Consider the following 25,662-nt stretch of genomic DNA (forward strand, 5'->3'; position numbering starts at 1 on the left):
TCCGCGGTTGTCGTGCCCGCCGATGCGTCTCCTCCTCCCGCGTGCGCCGGCTACGGCCGGCGGCGGGAGATCGCCCGGTCAAGCAGGACGGTCGGCACCGTGACCGCCGCCAGGCCCGCGCCGATCCACGCGACGGACGTGATGCCGGCGCCGGCGTTCAGGGCGACCCCGGCGAGCGCGGGGACGAGGCTGATGCCGAGCTGGAACGCGGAGACGGTGGTGGCCCCGGCGAGCGTCGGCGCCTCCGACGCGATGGTGAACACCCGCCCGTAGATGGCCGGGTTCAGCACGAATCCGGCGATCCCGAGCACCAGGACGAGGGGGACGACGGCCGGCGCGTACGGGGCGAAAACCGCCAGCAGCACCGAAGTGGCCGCTATCCCGATCGCTCCGATGAGCAGTGCGTGGGTGGGCCGCCGGTCGGCGATCCGGCCTCCGATGGAGAGGCCGATGAAGGCGCCGACGCCGAACAGCACGAGGATCGCGGGCACCCAGACGCCGGGTACGCCGGTGACGTCGGTCAGGAACGCCGCCAGGTAGTTGAACGAGATCATGTACGCGGCGGTGCTGAGGAGGGTGGCCGCGTAGACGACCCAGAGTTGCGGCCGTCGCATGGTGCGCAGTTCGCTCCGCATGCTCGGCTCGGTCTTCGCGCTCGTCGCGGGCAGCGCGAGCAGGACCAGGATCGCTCCGGCGACGGTGAGGGCGACCACGCCCCAGAACCCGCCCCGCCATCCGGTGAAGTAGCTGAGCATCGCTCCCGCCGGACCACCGGCGATCATGGCGAGGCTGAGCCCGCTGACCACGACGCCCGAGGCGCGCGCGGTGCGGTCGGGGGTGACGAGGCTGATTGCGGTGACCGCGGCGACCGCCCAGTACCCCGCGTACGCGAGACCGCAGATGAAGCGGGTGGCCAGCAGCATCCCGTAGCTGTCGGTGAGCAGGCCGACCGCCACGGAGGCGGCGAAGATGGCCTGGGTGGCCACGAGGGTGGTCCGTCGCGGCCAGCGCAACGTCAGGATGGCCAGGGGCGGCCCGCCGATGACGACGCCGACGGCGAACGCCGAGATTAGCGCGCCGGCGGAGGGCAACGTGATCCGGAGGTCCTCCGCGATCGTCGGCAGGACCCCGGCGAGCAGGAACTCCGCGCTGCCCATCGCGAACAGGCTGAACGCGAGCAGGTAGACGCCGAGCGGCAGCCTCCCACGGGAGACCGGCGCCCGCTGTGCGGTGGTTTCGACGCCGGCCCGGGGTCGCGGATCCACGACGTTCCCCACCGCCCGGTCGGCGGCGCCACTGATGGGCTCCGCCGTGCCCACGTTGATGATCTCTCCATCACGATGTCTCTGCATCGTCCTCACCTCCGCCCGGGACTGTGACATCCGCGGTGCGCGAAGCGGAACATTTGTTGCCGAAACCGGGACGTCCGGCGGCCCTGCCGATCCGGTCGGCCCGTCCCCTCCCGTCAGTCCTGGGAGGCGACGCCGGCGAGCCGGTCCCCCAGGGAACTTCGCCGGTACAGGACCTGCCGTCCGTCGCGCGCCCGGGTGACCAGACCCGTGGCGTACAGCACCCGCAGATGTTGGGAGACGGCGCTGGGCGTGACCCTGAGGCGGCGGGCGAGCTCGACCGTGGGCAGCGGCTCCTCGAGGAGGCGGAGCAGCCTCGCTCTGGGCGGGCCGACAAGCGACACGAGGGCGGGCTCGTCGACGGAGGGCGCCGCTGCCCAGAGGGTCGCCACTCCACGGCTGGGATAGACCAGCGACGGAGGCTCCTCGGGGCTGAGCGGAGGCGCGGGCTTGTGCGCGAACACGGAGGGCATGAGCAGCAGACCTCGACCGGCCGCCGCCACCCGATGATGGCTGATCATCTGGTCGATGTGCAGCACACCGTCGTGCCAGCGCAGGTTCGGGTGCATTCCGGCGAACAGCAGGCGGGCGCCACCCACGGCCAGCTGCCGCGCGCGGTACGTCATGTCGGCTTCCAGCACGAGGCGCATCTGTGGCCACATCGGCTTGACCGCGATCTCCCAGTACTGCCGGAGGAGCTCACAGACGGCGTCGCGGAGGCGGACGACGGACGCGTCATCGCCGGCGGCGTCACACAGGGCTTCGGGAAGCGGGTCGGGCGCGTGCGTGTGCAGCAGGTCGCGGCGGACCAGGCCGGCGGGGGTCCGGCGGGCGACGGCGAGCTCCGCGTCGAAGTCCGGGGCGAAGCTTCCGGGCCTCGGCGTCAGGAAGTCGGGGAGGGTGAGCCTCCGCGATACCAGGGACATCAACAGGGCACTGTCGAGCGCGCCGGTCCTCCGGAGTATGGACCTGCGCCACGGGAGATGCAACGCGGAGAGGCCGGGGTCGTACAGCACCCGGAGGCTGACCACGGTCTCGCTCAGGGGCGAGAGAGCGAACCGCGTGTCCGCGAGGTCTTCGACGCCGAGCACAAAGCTGATCATTAAGCGGAACGCTACATCGATTGGCGACGGACCGCCGATAGCGTGCGGCGAAAACGGGCCGCGGACGTGATCACGTCCGCGGCCCGGGCCACGGACGACCCAGCCGATCTGATCGACGTGGCGATCGGTGATCCGTGCCCTTACCGCTGGTGGGCGATCTGGATCAGGTTGCCGCAGGTGTCGTCGAACACCGCCGTGGTGACGGGCCCCATCTCCATCGGTTCCTGGGTGAACCGCACCCCGAGCGCGCGCAGACGCTTGTACTCCTCGTGGACGTCGTCGACGGCGAAGGAGGTGAAGGGGATGCCGTCCTTGACCAGCGCCTCCTTGAAGGGCTTGACGGCGGGGTGGCTGTCGGGCTCGAGGACCAGTTCGGTGCCGTCCCGATCCTCGGCAGAGACCACGGTCAGCCATCGGGCATCGCCGAGCGGGACCTCGGTCTTCTTCACGAAGCCCAGCACCTCGGTGTAGAAGCGCAGGGCCTTGTCCTGGTCGTCCACAAGGACACTGGACAGATGGATCCTCATGAGTCCTCCGGTGCGTCGCGCCTGATCCACCGCTCGGCGATGTGCTCCAGCGGTGCCGTGTTCAGGTCATGGAACTTGTAGCGTCCCTCCCGCCGGCTCTCGACCAGGCCAGCGGCTTCCAGCACGGCAAGGTGCTGGGAGATGGCCTGGCGCGACAAGCCGAGCTGGTGTTTCATGCTCAGCCGCGAGCAGATCTCGAACAGGGTCTGCCCCGACCGCTCGGCGAGTTCGTCGAGGATCTTCCTGCGGGTGGGGTCGGCCAAGGCTTTGAAGATGTCTTCGGCCACGCCCCACTATAGGCAAGCGCACACTTGCCTATCAAGTGGAGCCGTAGAAACCCGCCGGCGCGCCGCGAGCGCTCCCCACCCCGCGGCGGCGTCGGGCGGCGAGGTCATCGCCGATCAGAGGTGGCAGCCGGCCCGGCGGAATGTGTCCGGACGACGCCGAGGTCAGTGCCCTCGCCTCCGGCCATCAGCGGCGTACGAGGCGGTTCGAGGCTCCGCGTCCTGGTCCACCTCCTCGAACAGCGCCGCCGCCCGCGCGGCGGTGTCCATGGCCCGGCGACCAGTGCTGAGGAGCGCGAGGATCAGGATGCCGACGCCGAGTCCGAGCACCAGCCACCACACGCCGTGCTCCGCGCTGGTGTAGGCCGTCCCGCCGCGGGCCAGGGCCGGTCCCACGATCGTTCCGGCGATCGCGACTCCCAGAGTGGTGCCGGTCTGCCGGCCGGTGGAGGCCAGCGAGGCCGCCACCCCGGCCATCGAGCGGGGCATTCCGGCGACCGCCGTGTTGGTGATGGGCGGGTTGACGGTGCCGAGGAAGACACCGAACAGCAGGTAGGTCGCGAGCACGGCCGGCAGCGGGGTGGCCGCATCCACCCAGAGCGACGCGGCGCCGCCCAATACCAGCGCGACCCCGGAGACCGTCAGCGGGAGCTTGGGCCCGCGCGCGCCGACCAGCCGGCCGGTGCGCCGGGAGAGCACCACGACCAGCAGGCCGACGGGGAGCATGCACAGCCCGGCCGCCAGCGCCGACATGTCGCGCACGTCCTGCAAGTACTGGGTGGAGACGAACAGGAACGCACTGAACCCGCACAAGGCGAAGAGCGCCATCAGGATCGCCGAGCTGAACGGCACGCTGCGAAACAGGCGCAGCTCCAGCAGCGGGTCGGCACGGCGCGGTTCGTAGCCGAGGACGCCCAGCACACCGAGTAAGGCGACGGCGAGAAGGCCGAGGATGATCGGCGAACTCCAGCCCAGCACTTTGGACTCGATGATCGCGTAGATGACGCCGGCCAGCACCAGGATCACCAGGGTCTGGCCCACCGGGTCGAACCGGCGCGCCCGGGCGGCGCGGGACTCGGGCACGAACAGCACGGTGCCCACGATCGCGACGGCCACGAGCGGCACGTTGACCCAGAAGACGAAGCGCCAGCCCAAACCGTCGACCAGGGCGCCACCGAGGATTGGACCCAGAGCCAGCGCCAGGCCGGACATCGAGCCGAACACGCCGATGGCCCTGGCCCGCTCAGCCGGGTCCGGGAACGTGCTGACGGTGATCGCCATCGCCACCGGGTTGAGCATCGTGCCGCCGATGCCCTGCAGCGCGCGGGCCGCGATCAGCCAGCCGATGCTCGGTGCCAGGCCGCACAGGAGCGAGCCGACCCCGAAGGCGGCCAGGCCAACCTGGAAGACGCGTCGGCGGCCGATCCGATCGGCGGTAGAGCCCGCGAGTACGAGGAAGCCGGCCAGCACAAGGGTGTAGGCGTCGACCGTCCACTGCAGGCCGGACTCCGAGGCGTGCAGGTCGCGGCGGATCGCCGGTAACGCGACGTTGACGATGGAGATGTCCATGACCACCACGACGACGCTGGCGCAGCAGATCGCGAGCGCCAGAAATCGGCGATGCTGACTCAATTCGGGCATGCGGATCCAATCGGAGGACACTCCCGGCGGCGGGCAATGCGGACTTCTCAGAGCCTGCTGACAAAGGATTTGGCCGCTGAGGCCGGGGCCAGGTATGCCCCGGTCGGGGCCGTCTTCACTGATACGCCTGCGGACAGGAACGGGCTCCTGGTAGCTGAGGTGTTGTCTACGCAACTCGGCGGCCAGGAGCCCGTGGTTGTCTGTTTACACGCCCGTGTCCGTGAGCGCCAGTGGTTGCGCCTCACCGGGGTGCCGATGTCATGACCGGATGCCGGCCTATCCGTCGGATCTGACCGATGCCGAGCGGGGAGTGCTGGCAGGCGAGGCGCGGGCGGTGATGGCCGAGTTGGTCGCGACCACGGGCAGGCCGATGGTCCATGATCTGCGGGCGGCGCTGGACGCGATCGGGTATGTGGCCCGGTACGGGATCGAGTGGCGGGCCCTGCCGGTCGACTTCCCCCCGCATGAGGCGGTGTATGCGTTCTTCCTGCGGTGGTCCCGGCGCGGCCTGCCCGAACGGCTCGCCGGGCGATTACGCGGCCGCCTGCGGGTCATGGCCGGGCGCGGAGAGCTGCCGACAGCCGGCTGTATCGACTCCCAGACGGTCAGGGCAGCCGAGACCGTCCCGGCCGCGGACTGCGGTTACGACGGGGGCAAGAAGCTGAAGGGGCAGAAGCGGCATATCGCGGTCGACACGCTCGGATTGCTCCTGTGCGTGATCGTCACCGCCGCGTCGGTCCAAGACCGTGATGGCGCACACCCGTTGCTGGCTCGGCTGCGGGAGAAGTTCTCCACCATCACGCTGGTGTGGGCGGACGGCGGTTACGCCGGACGCCTGCTGAGCTGGGCCAGGCAGGTCCTCGGCCTGGCTGTCACCATCGTCAAGCGCTCGGACGATATCCGCGGCTTCGTCGTCCTGCCCCGCAGGTGGGTGGTGGAAAGAACGTTCGCCTGGCTGGCCCGTTACCGTCGGCTCGTCCGGATCTACGAACGCAAGCCCGGACACCACGAAGCCATGATCTGGTGGGCCACCGTGCATCAGATGACCCGCCGCCTGACCCGTGAACTCGCAGGCCAACCGCCCCATGGCCGCTGGAGCGACCCGCCTGCGCTTCCTGACCTGTCCAGTCCGGACCGGCGCGGCAAGGTCCTGGAACTCCTGGCCGCCCAGCCTTGGCGGGCCTGGAAAGGGGCCGAGTTGGCCGCCATCCTCGGGGTCGAGAACGTCAACAGCTTCCGTGTCCAACTGTCCCAATGGTCACACCAGGGCTACATCAACAAGATCGGACCAGCTCTCTATGGCCCCATGCCCACGCGCACTTAAGCCTTTGTCAGCAGGCTCTCAGTGATCGGCCCGACGCTAGGATTTCGAGCGTGCTCGAAGTCAATCCGCTGCCGCTACCCGGAGCCGCTCGCTCTGACCCCGAGGCGGGCCTGGGCATCGCCGAAGCTGCCCGCCGCACCGGCGTCAGCGTGCACACCCTGCGCTACTACGAACGCGCCGGCCTGGTCGTCACTCCCGTCAGCCGCACCGCCGGCGGACGGCGGCGCTATCAGCAGCTCGACCTTGAGTGGATCGTCATCTGCACGAAGCTGCGGGCCACCGGCATGCCCATCAGGGCCATCCGCCGCTATGCCCAGCTCGTCTCCACGGGGCGCGGCAATGAGCAGGAGCGGCTTGCTCTCCTGGAGGCCCACCGCGCCGAGGTGACCGCCAAGCTCGCTGAGATACAGGAGAACCTCAGGCTCATCGACCACAAGATCGACGTCCGCACCAGTTCGGCTTGCTGGCGGGCGGTGAGCTTGGGCTGGCGTCCTTTGAGCTTGCCGTGGGAGCGGGCGATGGCTATGCCCTCGCGGGTGCGCATCTTGAGCAGGTCGGCTTCGAACTCGGCGAAGACGGCCAGCATGTTGAAGAACATCTTGCTCATGGGGTCGGCCGGGTCGTAGACGCTCCCGCCGAGGGGGAGGCGGGCGCCACGGGCGACCAGGGTGTCGCCGATGTCGCGGGCGTCGGGGACCGATCCCCTGTGGACGCAGCAGGCATGCTCTCGCTGAAGTCAGGAAGTCCGGTTGGCGGGTTGGAGTTCACATAGTTTCTCGCTGCTTGCGATGTCGTCGAGGACGTGTCGCAGTTGTTGCATCCGGTGGTTAGCCTCCGCCATGAGGCGCCCGGTCAGGTGCCCCCAGTCGGCGGGAGCCGGGACGGCGGGGAGCTCGGCAAAGAGTGCTCTGATCTCCGCGATGGACAGCCCGACACGTTGGGCTACGCCGATGACCTTGGTCCGGCAGACATCTGGTTCACGGAATCGGCGTTGGTTACCGGCTGTACGTTCGCTGGTGAGCAGGCCGTGGGCTTCGTAAAACCGCACGGCTGAGGGCGCCACCCCGCTCGCGCGAGCCAGATCCCCGACTGTCAAATACGGCTGCACGGTGACGCTGCCGGTCATGGTGACCCTCCACACGCTTGACTTCAACCAATGTTGAACTCCTAGCATAGCGAGCACCGCAAAGCGGAAGCCGGCGATCAGCCGTGTCGGGACGAGCAGCAGAACGGGGCGTGGGTGTGGTGCGTGCAGCGACGGTGTCGAGGTTCGGTGGGCCGGAGGTGTTCGAGTTGGTCGAGACACCCGATCCTGCGCCGGGCGCCGGGGAGGTCCTGATCAGTGTTGAGGTGATCGACACGCTGTGGCTGGAGACGATGGTGCGCTCAGGGGCGGGCCAGGGCTTTTGGCCGATGCGCCCGCCGTATGTGCCCGGGAACGGCGTCGCCGGCCGGGTTGTACGGACCGGTGCGGGGGTCGACCAGAACCTGCGCGGTCGCCGAGTGGTGGCGCACACCCGCGGGGAGGGCGGTTACGCCGATCGCGCCGTGGTCGCAGCGGAGGCGGTGGTGGCGGTGCCCGACGGCATTGACCTCACGGTGGCCGCGGCCCTGTTGCATGACGGAGTGACCGCCCTCGCCCTGTTCGACACGACAAAGGTCGGTCCACAGGACGGGGTGCTCGTGGTCGGAGCCAGCGGTGGCTTGGGAGTGCTGTGCCTACAACTCGCCCGCGCCCGCGCGGCGAATGTGGTCGCGGTCGCCCGCGGCGCGAAGCTGGAGCGGGTCGCACGACTCGGTCCCGACGCATCGGTCGACTCTGCTCGGCCGGACTGGGTCGAGCAGGCCCGAGCGGTGTTCGGCGAACACGGTGCCGACGTCGTGCTGGACAATGTCGGCGGCCCGCTAGGGGAAGCCGCCTTCACACTCACCGCCCGCGGAGGACGGTTCTCAGCCCACGGCACACCCAGCGGGCGTTTCGCGAACATCGACCGGCAGGCCGCCGACGAGCGAGGTGTCTCGGTGACCGGTATCGAGGCGGTGCAACTGTCCGAGCGCGACCGTACACGCTATGTCGAGCAGGCGCTGCGTGAGGCCGCCGCGGGTGTGATCGCGCCGGTCATCGGGCAGACCTTTCCGCTCGATCAGGCCGGGGTCGCGCATGCCGCGATCGAGGGCCGCACCGCGTTCGGCAAGACCCTGATCACCACCAGCGTGTGATCCGAGCCAGAAGGCATCTGCTATGCGTTTCACCGATCTCGAAATCGCCTACATGCATACGCAAGACCTTGGTCGGCTGGCAACCGTCCAACCCGACGGTACCGTTCAGGTCAACCCGGTCATGTTCCGCTACAACACCGACTACGACACGATCGACATAGGCGGTCGATCGATGGCCACGACCCGCAAATTCCGTAACGTGGCCGGTAACGACCGCGTCGCCTTCGTCATCGACGACGTGCTCTCCCGACAGCCTTGGCGAGTCCGCTACCTGGAGGTCCGCGGCACGGCCGAGCAGGTACACACCCCGGCCGGTCCCTGGCCCGGTACAGACGGTGCGATCATCCGCATACACCCTCGGCGGATCATCAGCTTCGGCCTCGACGAATCGGGGCCTGAGCAGCAACCGACCACCCAACGGCCTTAGCGAGCCGGTTCAGGCAGGGTTGCCGCCGTTGGCCGTTCGGATGCGGATCGCGTACACCCTGTGGGCTTTCCGTTCGGCGGGCCCGGCGCCCTCGGCGGCGAGGGCTGCGCTCTGCTGCAGCGCGGCGTGGTGGAGTTCGAGCGGCATGGTGAGGCGGATGGAGTAGCCCTTGCCGCGGCGGATGATCCGCCCCCAGATGAGCGCCTGGCGGATGGTGTCGTCGCCGACGGCCCGCAGGTGGTCGGCGAGCAGGCCGGGCAGGTCGAGCGTCACGGGCGTGTCCGCGGCAGGGCCGGACGGCTCCTCGGGGACGGGGGGCGCGTCGAGCTGGTCGGGGAGCTGGCGGGCGCCGGCGGCGTCCAGGACGCGGCGGATGGTCTTGGGCGCGACGTGGTGCTCGCGGGCGAGGGCCTTGACGGCGGTCCCTTGCTGGTAGGCGGTGACGACGTCGGCGGCCGTGCCGTCGTCGAGGGCGGTGGGGCGGCCGAGGGCCTTGCCGGAGGCCTCGGCGGCGGCGACGCCCTGGCGGGTGTTCTCACTGATCATGTCGCGCTGGAACTCCAGGACCGAGGCCAGCACGTTGACCATCATCTTGGTGCCGGGGTCGTCGGCGGCCAGGTCGATCCCCGACAGCAGCCCGGATTCGACGCGCAGGTGCAGGCCGCGGCGGATCAGCACGGGGCGCAGGGCGAGGATGTCGGCGACGGAGCGGAACAGGCGGGCGGCGTCGGCGATGCGGATGGTGTCGCCGACGGCGGCCTCGTGGAGCAGCTTGGTGAACCCGGCGCGCTCCAGGGAGGGCCGGCGGCTGGAGGTGGCGGGGTCGTCGTAGACGGGGGCGCCGGAAGCCAGGAGCGCGGCCAGGGCGTGCCGCTGGCGGGCGTCGGTCTGCTTGTCGGTGGAGTGCCGCAGGTAGACGCGGTCGGCCATGCCCGATCGGTTCCCTTCCCCGCGGTGGCCCGGGAGGTCGTCCGGCGGGCTCTGGCGGCGATTCTAGGGGGCGAAAAGGGGGGGGCGGAAGCGGGGATCGGATCCGATTGGATCGGCTCCCGGTTTCGGCAGGTCGGGCGCGGGGTTCTCATTGGATCGACGGTGGGGGCGTAGACGGTCGATTCCGCCCCCACGGTTGATTGGCCGTCGACTGCACAGACGACTGGCTCAGACCTTGCGTGGCCGCCCATGATGGCGGCGGCTGTGGAGTGCGGCGACGAGTGCCCGCCCTTCCTCGACGGTCTCGGTGCAGTCGACGGTGGTCGGCTCGTCGACGGGCAGATCCTGCGAGCGAGCCCATTTGCCAGCGGTCTGGCCGGAGGTGCCCATCGCCGCGCCGATCAGCCGCCAGGAGTAGCGCCGCTCGCCCCGGCACGCGGTCACTACCAGCTCCCGGGTGGCCAGTTCCAGCTCGGGAGGCGAGCCACCGGGCGGCGTCGATCTGGGCCAGGACCGGATCATCAAGGAAGGCGCGAGACTGGGCGGGCCGCTCACGCACGAAACGGCGCAGGGCCGTCCGAATGCGACCCGTGGTCATCGGCTTGCGCGGTGAAGAGGCCATGCCTTCTTGAAACCTAAGTTTGAGCACGTCAGACACCGCTCCCGGGGTAAGCGTCTAGCTCTCGCGGTGTCTTTCCGGCGTATTCCGGCCGTCCCCCAGCTATGGGCGCCGGGCAGCCCAGCGGACGGGCGCTGACGAATCCTTCGCGTGCGCTCTTGGGCCGCGCCGGGCAGAGCGCTTGCGGAACGGTTTGATCACCGCTGCGGAACTGTCGTCGGTGTGGCCGTCGGCCGCCGCACGTCTGGCCAGTTCCAGGAAGAGCTCGGCAACTCGGCGCTGACACCGAGCACAACGCAGCGCCTCGGTCTCCTGGATCAGGTGCTCCGCCCTCGCCCGTCGTGCGGGGTGGCGGTGGCGGCCGCCAGCAGGGTGAGGGCGGCGTCGCGGGCCTGGTCGGCGGTTCCGGTCATGGGGTGGTGTGCGGCGACGACGGTGGCGCCCTCGATCAGGATGAGTAGCTGGCGGGCGAGGGCGGCGGGGGCGGCGGCTCCGGCGCGGGCGGCGATGCCGGTGAGAAGGTCGAGGTAGCGGTCCAGGTGCCGTGCGGTGATGGCCCGTACGGTGTGGTCGTGGTGTTGGGCGGCTGCGTTCACCACGGCGCAGCCGCGGAATGTCGGTTCGTCATGCCACTGTCGCAGGGCGTCGAAGATCGCGGCCAGTTGGTCTGCGGGGTCGTCTCCGGCCGTCGCGACGGCCGCGGCGAGCCAGTCGAACACCCGCTGGCTGCGTACCTCCAGCATGGCCGCGACGAGGCCGTCCTTGGTGCCGAAGTGCCGGTAGAGCGTCTCCTTGGACACCCCGATGCGCGTGCACAGCTCTGCGACGCCGATGCCGTCGAGTCCGCGCTGGTACAGCAGCGGGGTGGCCGCCTGGAGGATGGCGGCGCGGGTGCGCGCCGGGTCGATCGTCGTTCCCTTGGTCACTGGCACACACAGATGGTACCGCTCGGTTCGATCAGCTGCTAGGGTCACAGGCCGTACCGATCGGTTCGATCTCGCCGCCCGCCACCGCAACGCACCAAACCCGGAGCCTGAGATCACCCGCACGCCGGCCTTCGCCGGCCACCGGACAAGGAGAACGACAGTGACCACCTTCGTGCTGATTCCCGGCATGTGCCACGGCGGCTGGTGCTTCCACGAGCTCGCCGAACAGTTGCGCTCCCACGGGCACCGCCCCTACCCCCTGACCTTGACCGGGTTGTCCGAGCGCAGCCATCTCCTGCACGGCGGCGTGAACCTGGACACCCACATCCAGGACGTGACCGGTGTGCTGGCGGCCGAGCACCTCCAGGACGCGGTCCTGGTCGGTCACAGCTACGGCGGAATGGTGATCGCCGGAGTCGCCGACCGCATGCCCGAGCGCGTCAGATCACTGGTCTACCTGGACGCCGTCGTGCCAGGCGACGGCGAATCGATGTGGGACCTGGTCTCCGATAACGAACGGCAGTGGTACCTGGAGGTCACCGCGTCCGGCGACGCGGTCCGTCCGATGCCCTTCTTCGACCCGCGAGCCACACCCCACCCCCTCGCCTCCCTCCTGCAGCCACTGCGCTTCACCGGCAGTCCCACCCACAGCCGCCCCGACGTCTACGTGTATGCGGCAGGATGGCCGACCCCATCACCGTTCACTACCACCTACCAGCGGCTACGCCAGGACCCCACATGGACCACCCACGCACTCGACAGCGGGCACAACCTCATGCGCGACGCCCCGCAGGACCTGCTGAAAATCCTGCTCGAAACCGGCGAAACCAGCTGACCTACCGATCTCGGCTATCGGACCCGTGACGCAGTTGAGCACCAGGCCGAGCGCGCCGAGCTGGTCTTCCACGCCCTTGCAGTAGCGCTGGTAGATCTCGCCTTTCCTGCCGTGGAAGATCTTCCCGGCCAGCGATGCACCACCGATTGAGGGTTTATCGCGATGAAAGCGGAGATTCCCACGAAAAGTTTACACCGAAGGTTCAAAGATACCGTTGAGGTCATGGACATCAAGGACACAGCCCGTCCGCTCGACGGCGCGGGCGTATCGGCGTTCCTCCGATCGCTGCCCGCCAAGCCCCAGCTGCTCGGCCTGGGCGAGGCCAGGCACTTCGTGGGGGAACTGGGCGAGGTGCGCAACGAGATCTTCCGGCATCTGGTCGAGCACGAGGGCTACCGGTCGTTTGCCATCGAGAGCGACTGTCTCATGGGTCTCGTGGTGGACGACTACATCACGACGGGCGCCGGCACGCTCGATGACGTCATGGAACGCGGTTTCAGCCACGGCTTCGGCGAGCCACCGGCCAACCGCGAGCTCGTGCGCTGGATGCGGGCGTACAACGAGGGGCATGACGAAAAGCTCCGGTTCTTCGGATTTGACGGCCCTCTGGAGTACTGGGCGGCGAGCCCGCGCCAGGCGCTCACCGCCCTCTACGCCCTCCTCGACGGACCGCTCCCCCGTGCTGTGGTAACCCGGGAAACCCTCGACACGCTGCTGGGCCCGGACGACCGGTGGTCGAACGAGGCCACGGCCATGGATCCGTCCCAGTCGATCGGCCAGTCCGCCGATGCCCAGCGGCTGCGACTGATCGCCGACGACCTGGTGGCGCTGCTGGACACGCAGGCGCCGCAGCTGAGCGCGGAGGACAGGGAGCGGGCGGCACTGTACGGGCGCACCGCCATCGGCCTGCTCCGCTACCACTACTGGATGGCCGACACGTCCCCGGCACGGTGGACCCGGCTGTCGGCTCTGCGGGACGCGATGATGGCCGCCAACCTGCGTGCCGTCGCCGAGCACGGCCCGGCCCTGGTCTTCGCCAGCAACCTGCACCTGCAGCGGAACAAGAGCTCGATGTCGTTCGGCGACCAGACGCTGGAGTGGTGGAGCGCGGGAGCGATCACCGCGACGCACCTGGGCGACCGGTACGCCTTCCTGGCCTCGGCCTTCGGCACGGTCGGCGACGACGTTCCGTCCCCGGACACCGTCGAGGGCCTCCTGTCCACGCTCCCGTGGGACCACTCCCTCATCGACGCCGGCCGCCTGGCCGAGGCCATCACGAAGCCCGATCCGCGCATCTCCTGCGATTTCGCCTATTTCCCGCTGGACCCGGCCCAGCTCGACATGATCGACGGCGTCGTCTTCCTCAAGCAGGCTGTCAGGCTGAAAAAGCTGGGTTGACAGGCGCGTACGCGTCAGGCTGAGCTGCCTTCCGTAGTGGCCATGCGGAGAACGATCACGAGATGGCGAGGACGGTCCATGCCGGGCGGCCGATGACAGTTCGAGGGCAGCGGTGGCCAGGCGTTCAGCGAACGGTGCGGAAGAAGGTGCGCAGTTCGTCCACGAACAGGTCGGGGACCTCGAGCGCGGCGAAGTGCCCGCCGCGGTCGTACTCGGCCCAATGGGTGATGTTGTTGAGCGGTTCGGCGAATCGGCGGATCGCGACGTCCTCGGCGAAGTTGGCCACTCCGGTGGGTACCTGCGAAGGCGTTGGCCAGCTGTTGGTGTGCATGGATTCGTAGTACATCTGCGCCGAGGAGGCGCCCGTGTTGGTCAGCCAGTAGATCATCGCGTGGGTGATGACATCGTCGGGTCCGATCGAGCCGGCAGGGTGGGCCCAGTCGTGGAACTTCTCACCGATCCAGGCGAGCTGGCCGATCGGGGAGTCGGCCAGGCCGAAACCGAGCGTGTGCGGACGCGTGGCCTGGATCTGGAAGTAGGCGTTGCCATCGGAGAGGAACCGGTTCATCCGATCGAGCCGGGCCTGCTCGGCGTCGGTCAGCTCCGTACCCTCTGGCACACCGCCGAACGGGATGAACCCGGCGGTGGCGGCGTTGACGTTGCTGCAGCAGCACCGGGACTGGCCCGGTCCGCAGCTGGCCGACCGGTTGGGGGTGACGGTGCGCACCGTGCGCCGTGACGTCGATCGGCTGCGCGAGCTCGGTTACCCGGTGCACGCCACGATCGGGAACGTCGGCGGGTACCGGCTGGGCGCCGGGGCCGCCATGCCGCCGCTGCTGCTCGACGACGACGACGAGGCCGTCGCGGTCGCCGTGGGATTGCGCACCGCGGCGAACGGCACGGTGGCGGGGATCGAGGAGACGTCGGTGCGGGCCCTGGCCAAATTGGAACAGATCCTGCCTGCGCGGCTGCGGTACCGGGTCTCGGCGCTGGACGCGGCCACCGTGGCGCAGCACCGTCCGGGTGCGGTGGTCCCGGCGGAGGTGCTGACCACGATCGCCACGGCTTGCCGCGACCACCAGCGGCTGCGCATGGACTACCGCGATCACGACGGCACGGACACCATCCGTACGGTGGAGCCGCACAAGCTGGTCCACGCCGGGCGCCGCTGGTACCTGGTCGCCTACGATCTCGACCGGGCCGATTGGCGGACGTTCCGGGTCGACCGGCTGCGGCCGCGGCTCCCGGCCGGTCCGCGGTTCACACCGCGCGAGCCGCCGTCCGGCGACATCGGCGGGTACGCGTCCTGGGCGGTGGGTGTCGACCGCTATCGCTACCAGGCACGTTTCACCATGTACGCCCCGGCGGCACAGGTCGCCGAGCGGGTACCGGCCGACGCGGGGGTGGTCGAAGCCGTCGACGAGCGCACCTGCACCCTGCGCGCCGGCTCGAACTCCCTGGACGGGCTCGCCCTGCATGTCACCCTGCTCGGCTTCGACTTCACCGTCCACGAACCGGCCGAACTGGTCGAGCACTTCAAGAGGTTGCACGCACGCATCGGCCACGCGCTCGGAACGCCACATGGAAGTCCCATGAGCGGACGTCCCGGCTAGCCGGCTACGGCTCTTCTTTCCCGTGATCTCACCCAGGCGGTGAAGCCCTCGATCGCGTCGATGACGGCCTCGAAGCGGACCGAGTGGTACAGGTCGAAGGCGTGGTTCCCGCCGCGCAGCTCGGCGTAGACGACGGGGGCGGCCGAGGTCTGGCGTAGCCGGTCGGCGAAGTGCCGGGCATCGGCCGCGGGCACCTGCGGGTCCAGATCGCCGTGGGCCACGAGGAACGGCGGTGCGTCCGGTGCGATGTGGGCCAGCGGCGAGGATTCGGGGCCCTGGCCGAAGTAGGTGCCGTACCAGCCGTTCAGGTAGATGGCGCCGGTCACGGAGGTGTCGGCGTCCTCGAAGCCCGGCTGGAAGGCGGGGTCGTTTGGGGTGAGCGCGGCCAGCGCTGCCATGTGCCCGCCCGCCGAGCTGCCCGCGACGAACAGCGTCGACGGGTCGGCGCCGTACTCGTGAGCGTGTTCCCGCACCCAGGCGATGATCTTCTTGAGGTCGATCAGGTGGTCCGGGTGCTGGGCCTGCGGCCGTAGCCGGTAGTTGGCGCTGATGCACACCCATCCCTGGCCGGCGAGGTGGTAGAGGAGGGGAAGTGACTGGCTGTTCTTGTGTCCGCCGGAGTAGGTGCCGCCGTGCAGGTGGATCATGACGGGTGCGCCGGAGGGGCGCGAGCGGTGGTGGTAGAGGTCGAGTAGGTTGCGGAGGCCCGCGTCGCCGTAGGCGAGGTTGGCCACGCGCCGGACGTCCGGGCGGCGCTTGAGGATGGGCAGGAACAGGATGCGGGCCCATGGGGGGCGGCGCCGCAGTCCGGCGCTGAGGTCGGCGTCGATGGCGGCGCGCCATCCCGCGCCCAGTCCTTCGTCCATGGCGCGCTCGATCCTGGCCCGCTCGCCCAGCGCGCGGTAGGCGATGACCGCGAGCCCGATCGCGGTCACGGCGGCCAGGGCGACGACCGCCCAGCCGCCCGCCGACTGGATGTCGCCTTCGGCGAACGCCAGCGCCGTCGGGAGCAGCAGCATCCAGAAGAAGGCCGCGAATGGCAGCTCGTTGGCGGCCAGGCCGAAGTAGTAGCTCTGACGGCCGAACGGGCCCCAGAACGGCAGCGGCCGTAGCGCGAACAGCGTGCCGATAGCGACGAGCGCCACCGTGAACAGATACCCGAACGGCACCGAACCTCCAAAGACGACAACTTCTGAACTGACATCGAGCACGCCCCCATCTGGGACGTTCTGCGCGCGCCCCAGCCTTCCCGACCCACTCGCACCGCATCAACGACGGATCCGATAACGTCTTTTAACCCTGAGCTAAGGAATCTGAGGCCCGCCCATGGAGATGCGAGAGATCGAGATCTTTCTGACGCTGGCCGAGGAACTGCACTTCAGCCGTACCGCCGAGCGGCTGAGCATCAGCCCGGCTCGCGTCAGCCAATCGATCAAGAAACAGGAACGACGCATCGGCGCGCCCCTGTTCGACCGCACCACCCGAGCCGTTCGCCTCTCCCCACTCGGTGAGCAGCTGTACCAAGCGCTCAAGGGCGGCTACCTGCAGATCATGCAAGGGATCGCGACTGCTCAGGCCACCGCCGACGGCACCGCGGGAACACTGACGCTCGGCACCCTTGGCCCGTACTCCATGCAGATCAAGAACATCATCGACCTGTTCCTGGCCCGCCACCCGAACGCCCGCCTCCAGCACCGCGAGATCCAACCGGCCTCCCCTCTGGACCTGCTCAAGTCGGGCGACCTGGACATGGCGTACCTATGGCTGCCGGTTCGCGAACCCGACCTGACCGTCAGGCCGACTCCGCACACCTCCGAAGTGCTGCTGATGGTCTCCGCCGACCACCCCTACGCGGAACAAGACACCATCTGCCTTGAGGATCTCGGCGACTGCACCATGGTCGAAGGCCGGTCGATCCCCTCTTACATGGAGGAGGTCTTCAACCCCCGGCACACCCCTTCAGGCCGCCCCGTCCGCCGTGGCCCCAAGGTCACTACCTGGCAGGAGACACTCAGCGTCGTCTCCTCGGGCCAGGCCACCGCCGCAGTCACCGCCGAGGTGGCCGACTTCTACTCATGGCCCAGCCTGGCCTTCGTCCCCATCCGAGACGCCCCCCTCTGTCAGTGGTGCTTCGTATCGCGTACTTCGAGCGAAACTCCACTCATTCGCGCATTCGCCCGAGCGGCCGCCGATAGCCATCAACCGGGGGGGTTGTACTCCTCCAACGGTTCGGTGCCGACCGCCACCACCTGTTGATTAACTTCAACGCCCGGACTCGGCTCGCGCGCCGATCAGGTCCGGCTGGTTGTTCTTCGCCAGAACCTCCTCGCCGACGGGCCGTCTGGCGGCGCCGAACCGCCCCTAGCCGGCAGCTTCCTCAGCCGCGGTCCTGCCAATGTGGCACCCGAAGAGCGGGCCGCTTGCCGCAAGATCCACTCAATGTATGGTTTTGGGCCTATGCGAGCTGACCCCCAACGGGCCCCAGAACGGCAGCGGCCGTAGCGCGAACAGCGTGCCGATAGCGACGAGCGCCACAGTGAATAGATACCCGAACGGCACCGAACCTCCAAAGATCGCATCCTCGCGGATGATCACAGGGAGGACCGCTATATGCTTCCAAAGCCCAGTTTTTCAATATATTCATAGCTCCAGAGGTATAATGGATCTCCTGTCGCTGCGCTATTTCCAAGTCGTGGCGCGCCATGAGCACATCAGCAAGGCGGCCGAAGAGCTCCGCGTCGCCCAGCCCTCGCTCAGCCGGACCATCGCGCGACTGGAAGCCGACCTGGGGGTGCCGCTGTTCGACCGGCATGGCAGGCGGATCCGTCTCAACCGGTTCGGCGCCGCGTTCCGGCGCCGGGTGGACAGAGCCCTGGCCGAGCTGGAGGACGCCAGGCGCGAACTCACCGACGCCGCCGGCCACACCCGCGGCAGCGTCTCGCTCGCCTCGGAGACGCTGCTCACGGTCACCGCACCGGTCAAGAGTTTCATCGCCGAGCATCCAGGCGTCGCCGTGCGTCTTTTCCAGGCGACACCGGAGGTCATGGCCGAGCGGCTGAGCGAGGGACAGGTCGACTTCTGCCTGGCCTCCGAGGTGCTTGACGGGCCGGGGCTGGGTCATGAGGAGCTCGTCCGCGAGGAAGTCTGGCTCGGCGTGCCGCTCGGGCATCGGCTCGCGGGCCGACGGGAGGTGACCATGGCCGATCTGGCGGGCGAACCCGTCGTCACCACCCGGCCGGGGATCTGGCAGCGCACGCTGGCCGAGCGGCTGTTCTCCGAGGCCGGGCTGGGGCTGGTGGTCGCCTGTGAGATCGACGAGGCCACCACGGCCATCGAGATGGTCGGCGCCGGGCTCGGCGTGGGGTTCGGGCCCGCGTGGTATCTCCGCTCGCCGCTGGCGTCGCGGGTGCCGTTCTCTCCCGTACGGCTGGCCGCTCCCGGTGCCGAGCGGGTACTGCGGCTGTACTGGCGGGAAGGGGCCTACGTGTCCGAGGCGGCGCGCCGCTTCCGCGACCACCTGACCGCCTCGCTGGTAGCGCCTTAAGGCCGAAATCTCGTCCGCAGGTCAACGCCGAGGCCGTCGCAGGCGAAGCTGGAGCGACCGAGCTGCCCTAGAGGTCGTGTCTGACAAATCAAGCCCTGCTACGGGCAGCGTTTGTCAGGCACTCCCTAAGCTCTGACAACCCTCGTGGCGCAGAGCCGGTCGTAAGGGGTCCGGCCCGAGCCCAGGAACAGGGTGAGCCCATACAGGCCGAGCAGCCCGTAGGTGACGATGGCCAGCGTCAGGTCGCGCGGGCCGAACTCACCCTTCGGCCACGCGAGCTGATTCCAGACCATGGTGTGGGCCACCTCCCACGGCAGGAGCACCCTGAGCGCCGTCCGGGCGAGCGCCACCGACCTGCTCGGACGCGCGCCCGAGAGGGTCTCCACCTTGAGGCCGAGCAGGCGCTTGCCGGGCGTCGCCTGCCACGCGGACCATTCCCGCGAGGCCAGCCAGACCGTGCCGGGGACGGAGAGGATCGCCGCCGCGACCACCTGGGCGAGAATCCTGCTCCCGAGGCCGTCGATGGCGGGGATCAGCTTGATCCCCGCGAAGTAGAGCGGGACATAGACCGCCGCCACCACGCCCGCATAGGCCATGATCAGGCCGTAGTCGATCACTGTGGCCGCTACTCTGCGCAAGGCCGCGGCCATGCTCGTCTCCAGGGTCCGGGGGGGTCGTCGAAGACACCGTATCCGGTGCCATCGACTGTGCGGCCTGTGGCACCGCTCATCGAGATCGTCCCGCAGGTCAGCCAGCGGCGGGTCAGGCCGCTCGCCAACCGTCCCCCTATCGGCTGGGCAGTGAGGGTGCGGGGCCTCCTCCATGTGGACCGCCTCGTGTTCGGTGAGCCGGGCACGAGGCGGCATGGGCCTGCGTCGAGCGCATGTAGATCTCAAACCACCCAACATCGGAACGAAAGTCCCGGTACGCGACCGCTCCCGCAACGTGTAGCCATCCCGTATTGCACCGACTGATGCAAAACCGGTAACGTGCTCGTATGGCGAGGCCGAGATCATTCGATGAGGACCGGGTCCTGGACACTGCGATGCGCACGTTCTGGGCGAACGGTTATGAGTCGACCTCGACCAGGGATCTGTGCGAGGCGCTCGGCCTGGACCGCAGCAGCGTGTACAACGCCTTCACCAACAAGCGCGAGCTGTTCAAACGCGCGTTGACCCGCTACATGGACGCCACCACTGCCGACCAGCTGCGGATCCTTGACAATCACGAGCTGCCGGCGATCGAGCGGATCCGCGCGCTGTTCGCCAAGATCCTCCAGACGGAGGCGGAGAACCGGCGCGACGGCTACGGCCTCGGTTGCCTGACTGTCAACACCACGATGGAGCTCGCCGGCCGCGACCCGGAGATCGCCCTGATGCTTGATCGCAACACCGAGCAGCGAGTCGTCAACCTGAGCGCCGTCATCGAGAGCGGGCAGGTCGACGGTGACATCAGCTCCACCCGCGATCCCGCCGAGCTCGCCAGGTTCGTCAACGCCGTGATCGCCGGGATCCGGGTGGCCGCTCAGGGCGGCGCCGACGACGCCACCATCGAGGCCATCGCGGCTACCGCCATGGACGCCCTGGCCTGACCTCTGCTTTTTTCATGCCTAAGTTCTACACCGATTGATGCAAAAAGGAGTCCCTTGCCCAGAGCCGTCTACGTCCTGGCCATAGGCATCTTCGCCATGGTGACCAGCGAGTTCGCCGTCGGAGGCCTGATGCCCGAGATGGCAGGCGGACTCGGCGTGACCATCTCCCAAATCGGCTATCTGATCACCGCCTTCGCGGTGGCCATGTCGGCGGGCGGGCCGCTGATGACCGTCGCGCTGGTACGGATACGCCCGAAACCCGCGCTCATGCTGCTGTTTGCAATCTTTCTGGTAGGCAACGTGCTCGCGGCTGTCGCGCCCTCCTATTCGATCATGATGGTCGCTCGCGTAATTACCGGCGTCGCTTCCCAGGCGTTCTTCGGGGTCGCCATCTCGGTGGCGGTCCAGCTGAGCCGCCCAGAGGTACGCGGCCGCGCCCTCGCCATCGTCTTGAACGGATTGATGCTCGGCACCTTGCTCGGGCTGCCACTGTCCACACTGATCGGCGGGCAGCTCGGCTGGCGCGCCGCCTTCTGGGCCGTCGGCGCCCTGACCGTCATCGCCGCACTCGCCACGATGACGGGCGTTCCCAGGCTCGGGCGCGCTGACGGCGGCAACAGCAACTTCAGGCAGGAGATGGCGGTTTTCAGGAACGGCCGGCTGTGGCTGGCGCTGTCGACCAGCACCCTCATCATCGGCGCGACCTTCGCCGCCTTCAGCTATCTCAGTCCAATCCTCACCCAGGTCACCGGGTTCACCTCGGGGGCCGTTCCCCTCCTGCTCGTCGCGTACGGCGCAGCCACCGTGATCGGGAACCACATCGTCGGACGCCTGGCCGACAAGCACACCACCAGCGTCCTGTTGTCCGGGCTGATCCTCAACACGATCTTCCTGGCCGGGTTCGCGATATTCGCCCACCTCAGCGTCCCCGCGGTGATCGCCATGCTGGGCGTCGGGCTGGTTGGAGTGACCATGAACCCGGCGATGGCCGTACGCGTCCAGCGCGTCGGCAACCCGGGGCCGCTGGTCAACACCGTCCACGCCTCCTTCATCACCCTCGGGGTGATCATCGGTTCCTCGGTCGGCGGGCTGGTCATCGACGGCTTCGGGCTGCGCGCCCCCCTCTGGCTGGGCGTCGGGCTGGCCGTACTCGGGATGGTGTCCCTCCTGCCCGAGCTTGGCCGTACCAGGGCGCAGTCATCGACGGAGAGCCTCGCTCAGGAGCGCGTCGAAGCCGCCACCACCCACTGACGCGCCGCACAAACCGAATCCACCACCCACCGACGCGGTGCATGGACCGAACCGCGCAACGGGCGGCCACCGCAGTGGTGCCGTGCTGCCTCGCGAAGCTGTGGTGAGCCGCTGGTGCTCTCGCGTTTGGCAGTCAGGATGGCTGAACTTCATCGAAAAGGGCGAGGGCTTCGGTGGGGTCCGGGCTCACGAGGCGTTCCAGACCCGCCGCCGTGATCTTCGCCCACCTGCCGGCCCGTGCCCACATCTGTTCCTCGAAGGCGCGGACGGCCTCGTCGAGATCGTCGGGGCCGGGGGCGGCCGCGACGGACTCGGCGAGTTCGGCGCCTTCCAGCATCGCGAGGTTCGCGCCCACCCCCAATGGGGGCATCAGGTGGGCGGCGTCACCCAATAGCGTCACCCCGGGGACGTGGGCCCAGGTGTGGGACACGGGCAGGACGTAGAGGGGGCGGTGGACGAAAGCGGTGCCGTGGCGGAGAAGGTCGAGGACGGGAGCGGCCCAGCCGTCGAACAGCGCCAGCACCGTTGATCGCACGGCCTCGACGTCGGCCAGGCCCAGGCCAGCGTCCAGACCTGCGCGCCGGTTCAGGCCCATATGCCGGTCCGGGTTCGTGTGCCAGTCCAGCGGCGCGCGGAACTGGGCGTACACCTTGACGTGGCCGCCGCTGTTGCGCTGGGCGACGAGGGCGCGGTTCACGCCGTACACAGCCATGGAACCGTCGCCGATCAGCCGGGCGAGGTCGGGGTGGCGGGTGTCGACGTCGTCCAGGGAGGTTTCGACCAAGGTGACGCCGGTGTAGTGCGGCGTCGCGGACGAGACTGCCGGGCGGACCCGGGACCAGGCGCCGTCCGCGCCGACCACGAGGTCGAACGTCTCCTGTCGCCCGTCCGCGAAACGGACCAGCACGCCATCCCGGGTCCCCGGCACCACCTCCGTCACGCCCCGCCCCCACTGAACGTCCAGGGGGCCGAGCAGCAGGTCACGGAGTTGCCCACGGTCGATCTCGGGATTGGCCTGGTCATCCGGACGGGGTTGCCAGTCGCGCAGGACAGTCCCGTCCATGTCCAGGATGCGCATGGCCTGCCCCTCGGGACGGGACAGCGCCTGGAACTCCGCCAGCAGTCCCGCCTTGGCCAGCGCGAGCTGGCCCATCTTTTCGTGCAGGTCCAGCGTGCCGCCCGGGGGCCGGGCGTCGGGGGCGGGATCGCGTTCGAGGACGGTGACGGGGTGATCGTGGTGGCGCAGGACGCGGGCGAAGGTAAGGCCGGCGGGGCCGCCCCCGATCACGGCGATACGATGGCTCATGTCGATACACTGTATTAAGGCAATACGGCGTATCGCAACAGTACGATGTAACCCATGACTGTGTGGGACCGGCCGGAGCCGCCGACTCGCCCCGCCCCGCTCGACCGCGAGCGAATCGTTGCCGCCGCCATCTCACTGGCCGACGAGGGCGGGCTGGAGGCGGTGTCATTGCGCAAAGTCGCCGCCCGGCTGGACGCCGGCCCGATGCGGCTGTACGGATACATCTCCACCAAGGAAGAGCTGTTCGACCTCATGGTGGACGAGGTCCACGCCGAGCTCCTTCCCGAGGAGCGGCCCGGCGACTGGCGGGAGGTGCTGCGCGCCCACGCCCACCGCACCAGGCAGGCCGCCCTCCGTCACGAATGGCTCGCCGACCTGCTCGGCGGCCGTCCGAGCCTGGGCCCGAACGCCCTCGCCGTGGGAGAGGGCACGCTGGCCGCCCTCGACGGCCTCGCCGACCTCGACACCGTCATGCGCGCCGTGGAGACCGTCAGCGCCTACATCACTGGCGCGATCAGGCGCGAGATCGCGAACCTGCGGGCCGAGCGCGCCACGGGCCTGTCCAAGCGCGACTGGCAGCGCGCCTACGGCCCGCATGTGAGCAGGATGCTGGCCACGGGCCGCTTCCCCGCGCTGGCCAAGGCCGTGCACGACGGCACGGAGGTGGACGCCGAGACGTCCTTCACAACCGGCCTGGACTGGATCCTCGACGCCGTCGCCGTCAAACTCGCCCAGCCGCCGGCCTGACGCTCAGGATTCCCAGGTCGCATCCCGGCGCCGCATGACCCCGCCAGACTGCGCCCTACCTGCTCGACTGGTTCAACGGCAAGCTTTGACGCCGGACGACCGTGCTGCGCCTTCGACGCGCCCAACTGCTGCAGGAACGGTCGCACCGTGGCGTACTTCTCGGTCAGTGCAGCACACGTGCAGCACCATCGTGCGCTAGGCGAGCAACTGTCCGGGATCCTCCGGCAGGTGAAGGTCGACCTTCTTCTTACTGCCGGCCAGCAGCCGGGGCAACTGCTTCATCGCCGCCGGTGCCCGCGCGCCCTCGCTGTTGGAGCCGAACTCGATCACGCTGGTCAGCGTCTTGAGGCGGCGTCTCGACGGTGCTGGTGGTCGCGGTGTCGAATGTTCGACGTTGGGCGTTGAGTACGGAGTCAAGCAGGCCGGGGAACAGGGTGTCGAGATCGTTCCGGCGTAGCCGTACCAGCCGGGATCGACCCTGCACAGTCGTCCACGTCACGCCGGCCTCACGCAGCACCCGGTAGTGGTGCGACAGCGTCGTCTGATGCACGTCGATTTCGGCGCCGATCGCGTTGCAGAAGTCCTCGCCCATCTGGTCGAGCCGCCGGACGAGGTCCAGCCGCACCGGATCAGCCAGAGCGCGCAGCACCTCCACCAGCCGGATGGCCTCGGTCGCCGGTTGTGACACCTCACGCATCGCCGCCCCCTGTGTTCCGCACACCCGCCACGCTATCAACATATGGATACATGGACAAGCATCCATATATTGCCTAGGGTTCCCCTCGGTACTTCTGAGGTCCCTCTGGAAAGGTGGCACCACCCGGTGTTGAAACGACTTCTTCCGCTGGCCCTGGCGACCTTCGCCGTCGGCACCGACAGCTACGTCATCGCGGGCCTGCTCCCGGCCATCGCCACCGACCTGCAGGTCTCCACTCCCGCCGCCGGGCAGTTGGTGACGGTGTTCGCCCTGGTGATGGCCCTGTCAGCGCCCGTCATGGGCGCGCTCACCAGTGGACTGGACAGGCGGACCGCGCTGCTGATCGCGTTGTGTATCTTCGTGGTCGGCAACGCTGTCACCGCCCTGGGCACCAGTTACGAGTTGGTGATGATCGCCCGCATCGTCACCGCGGTCGGGGCCGGAATGATCAACTCCGCCGCCTCCAGCACTGCGGGGGCCATCGCACCCCCGGAACGCCGAGGCAGGGCCCTGGCCTTCGTGATGGGCGGTCTCACGTTGGCGACGGCGTTGGGTCTTCCTCTCGGCACGCTGATCGGCCGTACCGATTGGCACATCACCCTGTGGGCCGTCGCCGGGATCGGCCTCGTCGCGGCCCTCGGGATCGCCGCCGGCCTGCCCAAGGTGACGCTCCCCGCCGCCTCACTGGGCGCCCGGCTGCGCCCGCTCAAGCAGGGCCGGGTCCTCGCGCTGCTGGCCGTCACCACGCTGGTCTTCCTCGGCGCCTACACCCTCTACACCTACATCGGCCCGGCATTGCGGGATGCGACCGGCGGCTCCGAATCGCTGCTCGCCGTCATCCTGCTGGCCTGGGGAATCGGCGTCCTGGCCGGAAACATCATCGCCGGACGGATGGTCGACCGGCACGACCCCGCGCACGTGTTGACCGGTCCCCTCACCATCGCCGCCGTCGCCCTTGCCCTCACTTCGGTGGCGACCGCCACGCTCGTGTCCACCCTGGCATGGGCCGCGATCTGGGGCGCGGCCCTGGGTGTCATCGTCGTACCCCAACAGCACCGGCTCATCGCCCTCAACCCGGCCGCAGCACCGGTTCTGCTCGGCCTCAATTCCTCGGCCATCTACGTCGGGATAGCTCTTGGTGGCGGCCTGGGTGGACTGGTGCAGGAGTGGTTCGCCATCGTGCCCGCCGCGTTGGGGCTGCCCGCCGCCGGTGTCACGATCCTGGCCCTGCTCTACCACCTGGCCACCGCACACCGCCGTTCGCCCGCGGCACCTGTGCCGGCCCCCTCCACCCCGGAGAAGGCCGAGGCGTAACGCCCCGATGGGCCCG

The 25,662-nt window shown here is 69.0% G+C and carries 26 protein-coding genes and 2 pseudogenes; 13 read left to right on the forward strand and 15 right to left on the reverse strand.

Features of this window, described 5'->3' with window-relative positions:
- Positions 1-50: 50 nt before the first annotated feature.
- The 5 genes from ACQP1V_RS21695 to ACQP1V_RS21715 all read right to left on the reverse strand — a co-directional run bounded on the left by ACQP1V_RS21695 (position 51) and on the right by ACQP1V_RS21715 (position 4,904).
- Positions 51-1,352 (reverse strand): Cmx/CmrA family chloramphenicol efflux MFS transporter, encoded by a 1,302-nt coding sequence (locus ACQP1V_RS21695; RefSeq protein WP_433411124.1) that lies wholly within the window; start codon positions 1,350-1,352, stop codon positions 51-53.
- A 113-nt stretch (positions 1,353-1,465) separates the two neighbouring features.
- Complete coding sequence (locus ACQP1V_RS21700; protein WP_433411126.1) at positions 1,466-2,452, reverse strand: ArsR/SmtB family transcription factor; 987 nt, start codon at positions 2,450-2,452, stop codon at positions 1,466-1,468.
- Between the two features lie 140 nt (positions 2,453-2,592).
- A complete protein-coding gene (locus ACQP1V_RS21705) occupies positions 2,593-2,979 on the reverse strand; it encodes a VOC family protein (RefSeq protein WP_433411128.1) in 387 nt (128 codons plus the stop codon).
- The gene (locus tag ACQP1V_RS21710; RefSeq protein ID WP_067127300.1) at positions 2,976-3,266 is read right to left on the reverse strand and encodes an ArsR/SmtB family transcription factor; all 291 of its coding nucleotides are present in this window, start codon (positions 3,264-3,266) and stop codon (positions 2,976-2,978) included. Before ACQP1V_RS21710 ends, ACQP1V_RS21705 begins: the two co-directional genes overlap by 4 nt.
- 162 nt (positions 3,267-3,428) lie before the next feature.
- On the reverse strand, positions 3,429-4,904 hold the full coding sequence (locus ACQP1V_RS21715) for an MFS transporter (RefSeq protein ID WP_433411131.1): 1,476 nt from the start codon (positions 4,902-4,904) through the stop codon (positions 3,429-3,431).
- A gap of 268 nt (positions 4,905-5,172) precedes the next feature.
- Between ACQP1V_RS21715 and ACQP1V_RS21720 the strand changes: the two are divergent.
- Together ACQP1V_RS21720 and ACQP1V_RS21725 are read left to right on the forward strand one after the other, a co-directional pair.
- Positions 5,173-5,967, forward strand: a pseudogene (locus tag ACQP1V_RS21720) (IS5 family transposase); the annotation flags it as partial.
- Positions 5,968-6,158: 191 nt separating this feature from the next.
- Positions 6,159-6,638, forward strand: a pseudogene (locus ACQP1V_RS21725) (MerR family transcriptional regulator); the annotation flags it as partial.
- Here ACQP1V_RS21725 and ACQP1V_RS21730 read toward each other — a convergent pair.
- A complete protein-coding gene (locus tag ACQP1V_RS21730; RefSeq protein ID WP_433425915.1) occupies positions 6,536-6,907 on the reverse strand; it encodes a recombinase family protein in 372 nt (123 codons plus the stop codon). The pseudogene ACQP1V_RS21725 and the gene ACQP1V_RS21730 overlap by 103 nt on opposite strands.
- A 57-nt stretch (positions 6,908-6,964) precedes the next feature.
- Entirely contained in the window at positions 6,965-7,354 is a 390-nt protein-coding gene (locus ACQP1V_RS21735; protein WP_387409911.1) for a MerR family transcriptional regulator, read from the reverse strand.
- A gap of 158 nt (positions 7,355-7,512) precedes the next feature.
- Here ACQP1V_RS21735 and ACQP1V_RS21740 point away from each other — a divergent pair, with 158 nt between their 5' ends.
- A complete protein-coding gene (locus tag ACQP1V_RS21740; RefSeq protein ID WP_433411133.1) occupies positions 7,513-8,448 on the forward strand; it encodes a zinc-binding dehydrogenase in 936 nt (311 codons plus the stop codon).
- Positions 8,449-8,470: 22 nt separating this feature from the next.
- Positions 8,471-8,875: a PPOX class F420-dependent oxidoreductase gene (locus tag ACQP1V_RS21745; protein WP_433411135.1), complete on the forward strand. Its 405-nt coding sequence runs from the start codon at positions 8,471-8,473 to the stop codon at positions 8,873-8,875.
- Positions 8,876-8,884: 9 nt separating this feature from the next.
- On the opposite strand, the gene ACQP1V_RS21750 is transcribed toward ACQP1V_RS21745, so the two are convergent.
- From ACQP1V_RS21750 to ACQP1V_RS21760, 3 genes are all read right to left on the reverse strand, one after another.
- Complete coding sequence (locus tag ACQP1V_RS21750; protein ID WP_387409916.1) at positions 8,885-9,805, reverse strand: recombinase family protein; 921 nt, start codon at positions 9,803-9,805, stop codon at positions 8,885-8,887.
- A gap of 228 nt (positions 9,806-10,033) precedes the next feature.
- A complete protein-coding gene (locus ACQP1V_RS21755; protein WP_387409918.1) occupies positions 10,034-10,327 on the reverse strand; it encodes a hypothetical protein in 294 nt (97 codons plus the stop codon).
- Between the two features lie 414 nt (positions 10,328-10,741).
- Positions 10,742-11,356, reverse strand: a complete 615-nt coding sequence (locus tag ACQP1V_RS21760; RefSeq protein ID WP_387409920.1) for a TetR/AcrR family transcriptional regulator — start codon at positions 11,354-11,356, stop codon at positions 10,742-10,744.
- 154 nt (positions 11,357-11,510) lie between these two features.
- Between ACQP1V_RS21760 and ACQP1V_RS21765 the strand changes: the two genes are divergently transcribed.
- Together ACQP1V_RS21765 and ACQP1V_RS21770 are read left to right on the forward strand one after the other, a co-directional pair.
- Positions 11,511-12,185, forward strand: coding sequence for an alpha/beta fold hydrolase (locus tag ACQP1V_RS21765; RefSeq protein WP_433411138.1), 675 nt, complete (start codon positions 11,511-11,513; stop codon positions 12,183-12,185).
- Between the two features lie 222 nt (positions 12,186-12,407).
- Positions 12,408-13,583, forward strand: coding sequence for an erythromycin esterase family protein (locus ACQP1V_RS21770; RefSeq protein ID WP_433411140.1), 1,176 nt, complete (start codon positions 12,408-12,410; stop codon positions 13,581-13,583).
- A 124-nt stretch (positions 13,584-13,707) separates the two neighbouring features.
- On the opposite strand, the gene ACQP1V_RS21775 is transcribed toward ACQP1V_RS21770, so the two are convergent.
- Positions 13,708-14,202 (reverse strand): alpha/beta fold hydrolase, encoded by a 495-nt coding sequence (locus tag ACQP1V_RS21775; RefSeq protein WP_433411142.1) that lies wholly within the window; start codon positions 14,200-14,202, stop codon positions 13,708-13,710.
- Between the two features lie 13 nt (positions 14,203-14,215).
- Between ACQP1V_RS21775 and ACQP1V_RS21780 the strand changes: the two genes are divergently transcribed.
- Positions 14,216-15,196: a helix-turn-helix transcriptional regulator gene (locus ACQP1V_RS21780; RefSeq protein WP_433411145.1), complete on the forward strand. Its 981-nt coding sequence runs from the start codon at positions 14,216-14,218 to the stop codon at positions 15,194-15,196.
- Here ACQP1V_RS21780 and ACQP1V_RS21785 read toward each other — a convergent pair.
- A complete protein-coding gene (locus ACQP1V_RS21785; RefSeq protein WP_433411147.1) occupies positions 15,193-16,365 on the reverse strand; it encodes an alpha/beta hydrolase in 1,173 nt (390 codons plus the stop codon). The two genes, ACQP1V_RS21780 and ACQP1V_RS21785, sit on opposite strands and share 4 nt — an antisense overlap.
- Positions 16,366-16,522: 157 nt before the next feature.
- Here ACQP1V_RS21785 and ACQP1V_RS21790 point away from each other — a divergent pair, with 157 nt between their 5' ends.
- Both ACQP1V_RS21790 and ACQP1V_RS21795 read left to right on the forward strand, forming a co-directional pair.
- A complete protein-coding gene (locus ACQP1V_RS21790) occupies positions 16,523-17,452 on the forward strand; it encodes a LysR family transcriptional regulator (protein WP_433411149.1) in 930 nt (309 codons plus the stop codon).
- 403 nt (positions 17,453-17,855) lie between these two features.
- Positions 17,856-18,740 carry a LysR family transcriptional regulator gene (locus ACQP1V_RS21795; RefSeq protein ID WP_433411151.1) on the forward strand — a complete coding sequence of 295 codons (885 nt, stop codon included), beginning with the start codon at positions 17,856-17,858 and terminating at the stop codon, positions 18,738-18,740.
- A 125-nt stretch (positions 18,741-18,865) separates the two neighbouring features.
- On the opposite strand, the gene ACQP1V_RS21800 is transcribed toward ACQP1V_RS21795, so the two are convergent.
- Positions 18,866-19,390 (reverse strand): RDD family protein, encoded by a 525-nt coding sequence (locus ACQP1V_RS21800; RefSeq protein ID WP_433411153.1) that lies wholly within the window; start codon positions 19,388-19,390, stop codon positions 18,866-18,868.
- Between the two features lie 347 nt (positions 19,391-19,737).
- Here ACQP1V_RS21800 and ACQP1V_RS21805 point away from each other — a divergent pair, with 347 nt between their 5' ends.
- Positions 19,738-20,331 (forward strand): TetR/AcrR family transcriptional regulator, encoded by a 594-nt coding sequence (locus tag ACQP1V_RS21805; RefSeq protein WP_433411155.1) that lies wholly within the window; start codon positions 19,738-19,740, stop codon positions 20,329-20,331.
- A 54-nt stretch (positions 20,332-20,385) separates the two neighbouring features.
- On the forward strand, positions 20,386-21,582 hold the full coding sequence (locus ACQP1V_RS21810; protein WP_433411157.1) for an MFS transporter: 1,197 nt from the start codon (positions 20,386-20,388) through the stop codon (positions 21,580-21,582).
- A 133-nt stretch (positions 21,583-21,715) separates the two neighbouring features.
- Here ACQP1V_RS21810 and ACQP1V_RS21815 read toward each other — a convergent pair whose 3' ends face one another.
- Positions 21,716-22,888, reverse strand: coding sequence for an FAD-dependent oxidoreductase (locus tag ACQP1V_RS21815; protein WP_433411159.1), 1,173 nt, complete (start codon positions 22,886-22,888; stop codon positions 21,716-21,718).
- 54 nt (positions 22,889-22,942) lie between these two features.
- Between ACQP1V_RS21815 and ACQP1V_RS21820 the strand changes: the two genes are divergently transcribed.
- Positions 22,943-23,635, forward strand: a complete 693-nt coding sequence (locus tag ACQP1V_RS21820) for a TetR/AcrR family transcriptional regulator (RefSeq protein WP_433411161.1) — start codon at positions 22,943-22,945, stop codon at positions 23,633-23,635.
- A gap of 247 nt (positions 23,636-23,882) precedes the next feature.
- Here the strand turns inward: ACQP1V_RS21820 and ACQP1V_RS21825 are convergent, their stop codons facing one another.
- A complete protein-coding gene (locus ACQP1V_RS21825) occupies positions 23,883-24,332 on the reverse strand; it encodes an ArsR/SmtB family transcription factor (RefSeq protein WP_433411163.1) in 450 nt (149 codons plus the stop codon).
- A gap of 126 nt (positions 24,333-24,458) precedes the next feature.
- On the opposite strand from ACQP1V_RS21825, the gene ACQP1V_RS21830 reads away from it, so the two are divergent.
- Positions 24,459-25,646: an MFS transporter gene (locus ACQP1V_RS21830; protein ID WP_433411165.1), complete on the forward strand. Its 1,188-nt coding sequence runs from the start codon at positions 24,459-24,461 to the stop codon at positions 25,644-25,646.
- Positions 25,647-25,662 lie beyond the last annotated feature (16 nt).

Origin of the sequence: Microtetraspora malaysiensis, assembly GCF_050947145.1 — a bacterium.
Classification (GTDB): domain Bacteria; phylum Actinomycetota; class Actinomycetes; order Streptosporangiales; family Streptosporangiaceae; genus Microtetraspora_A; species Microtetraspora_A malaysiensis.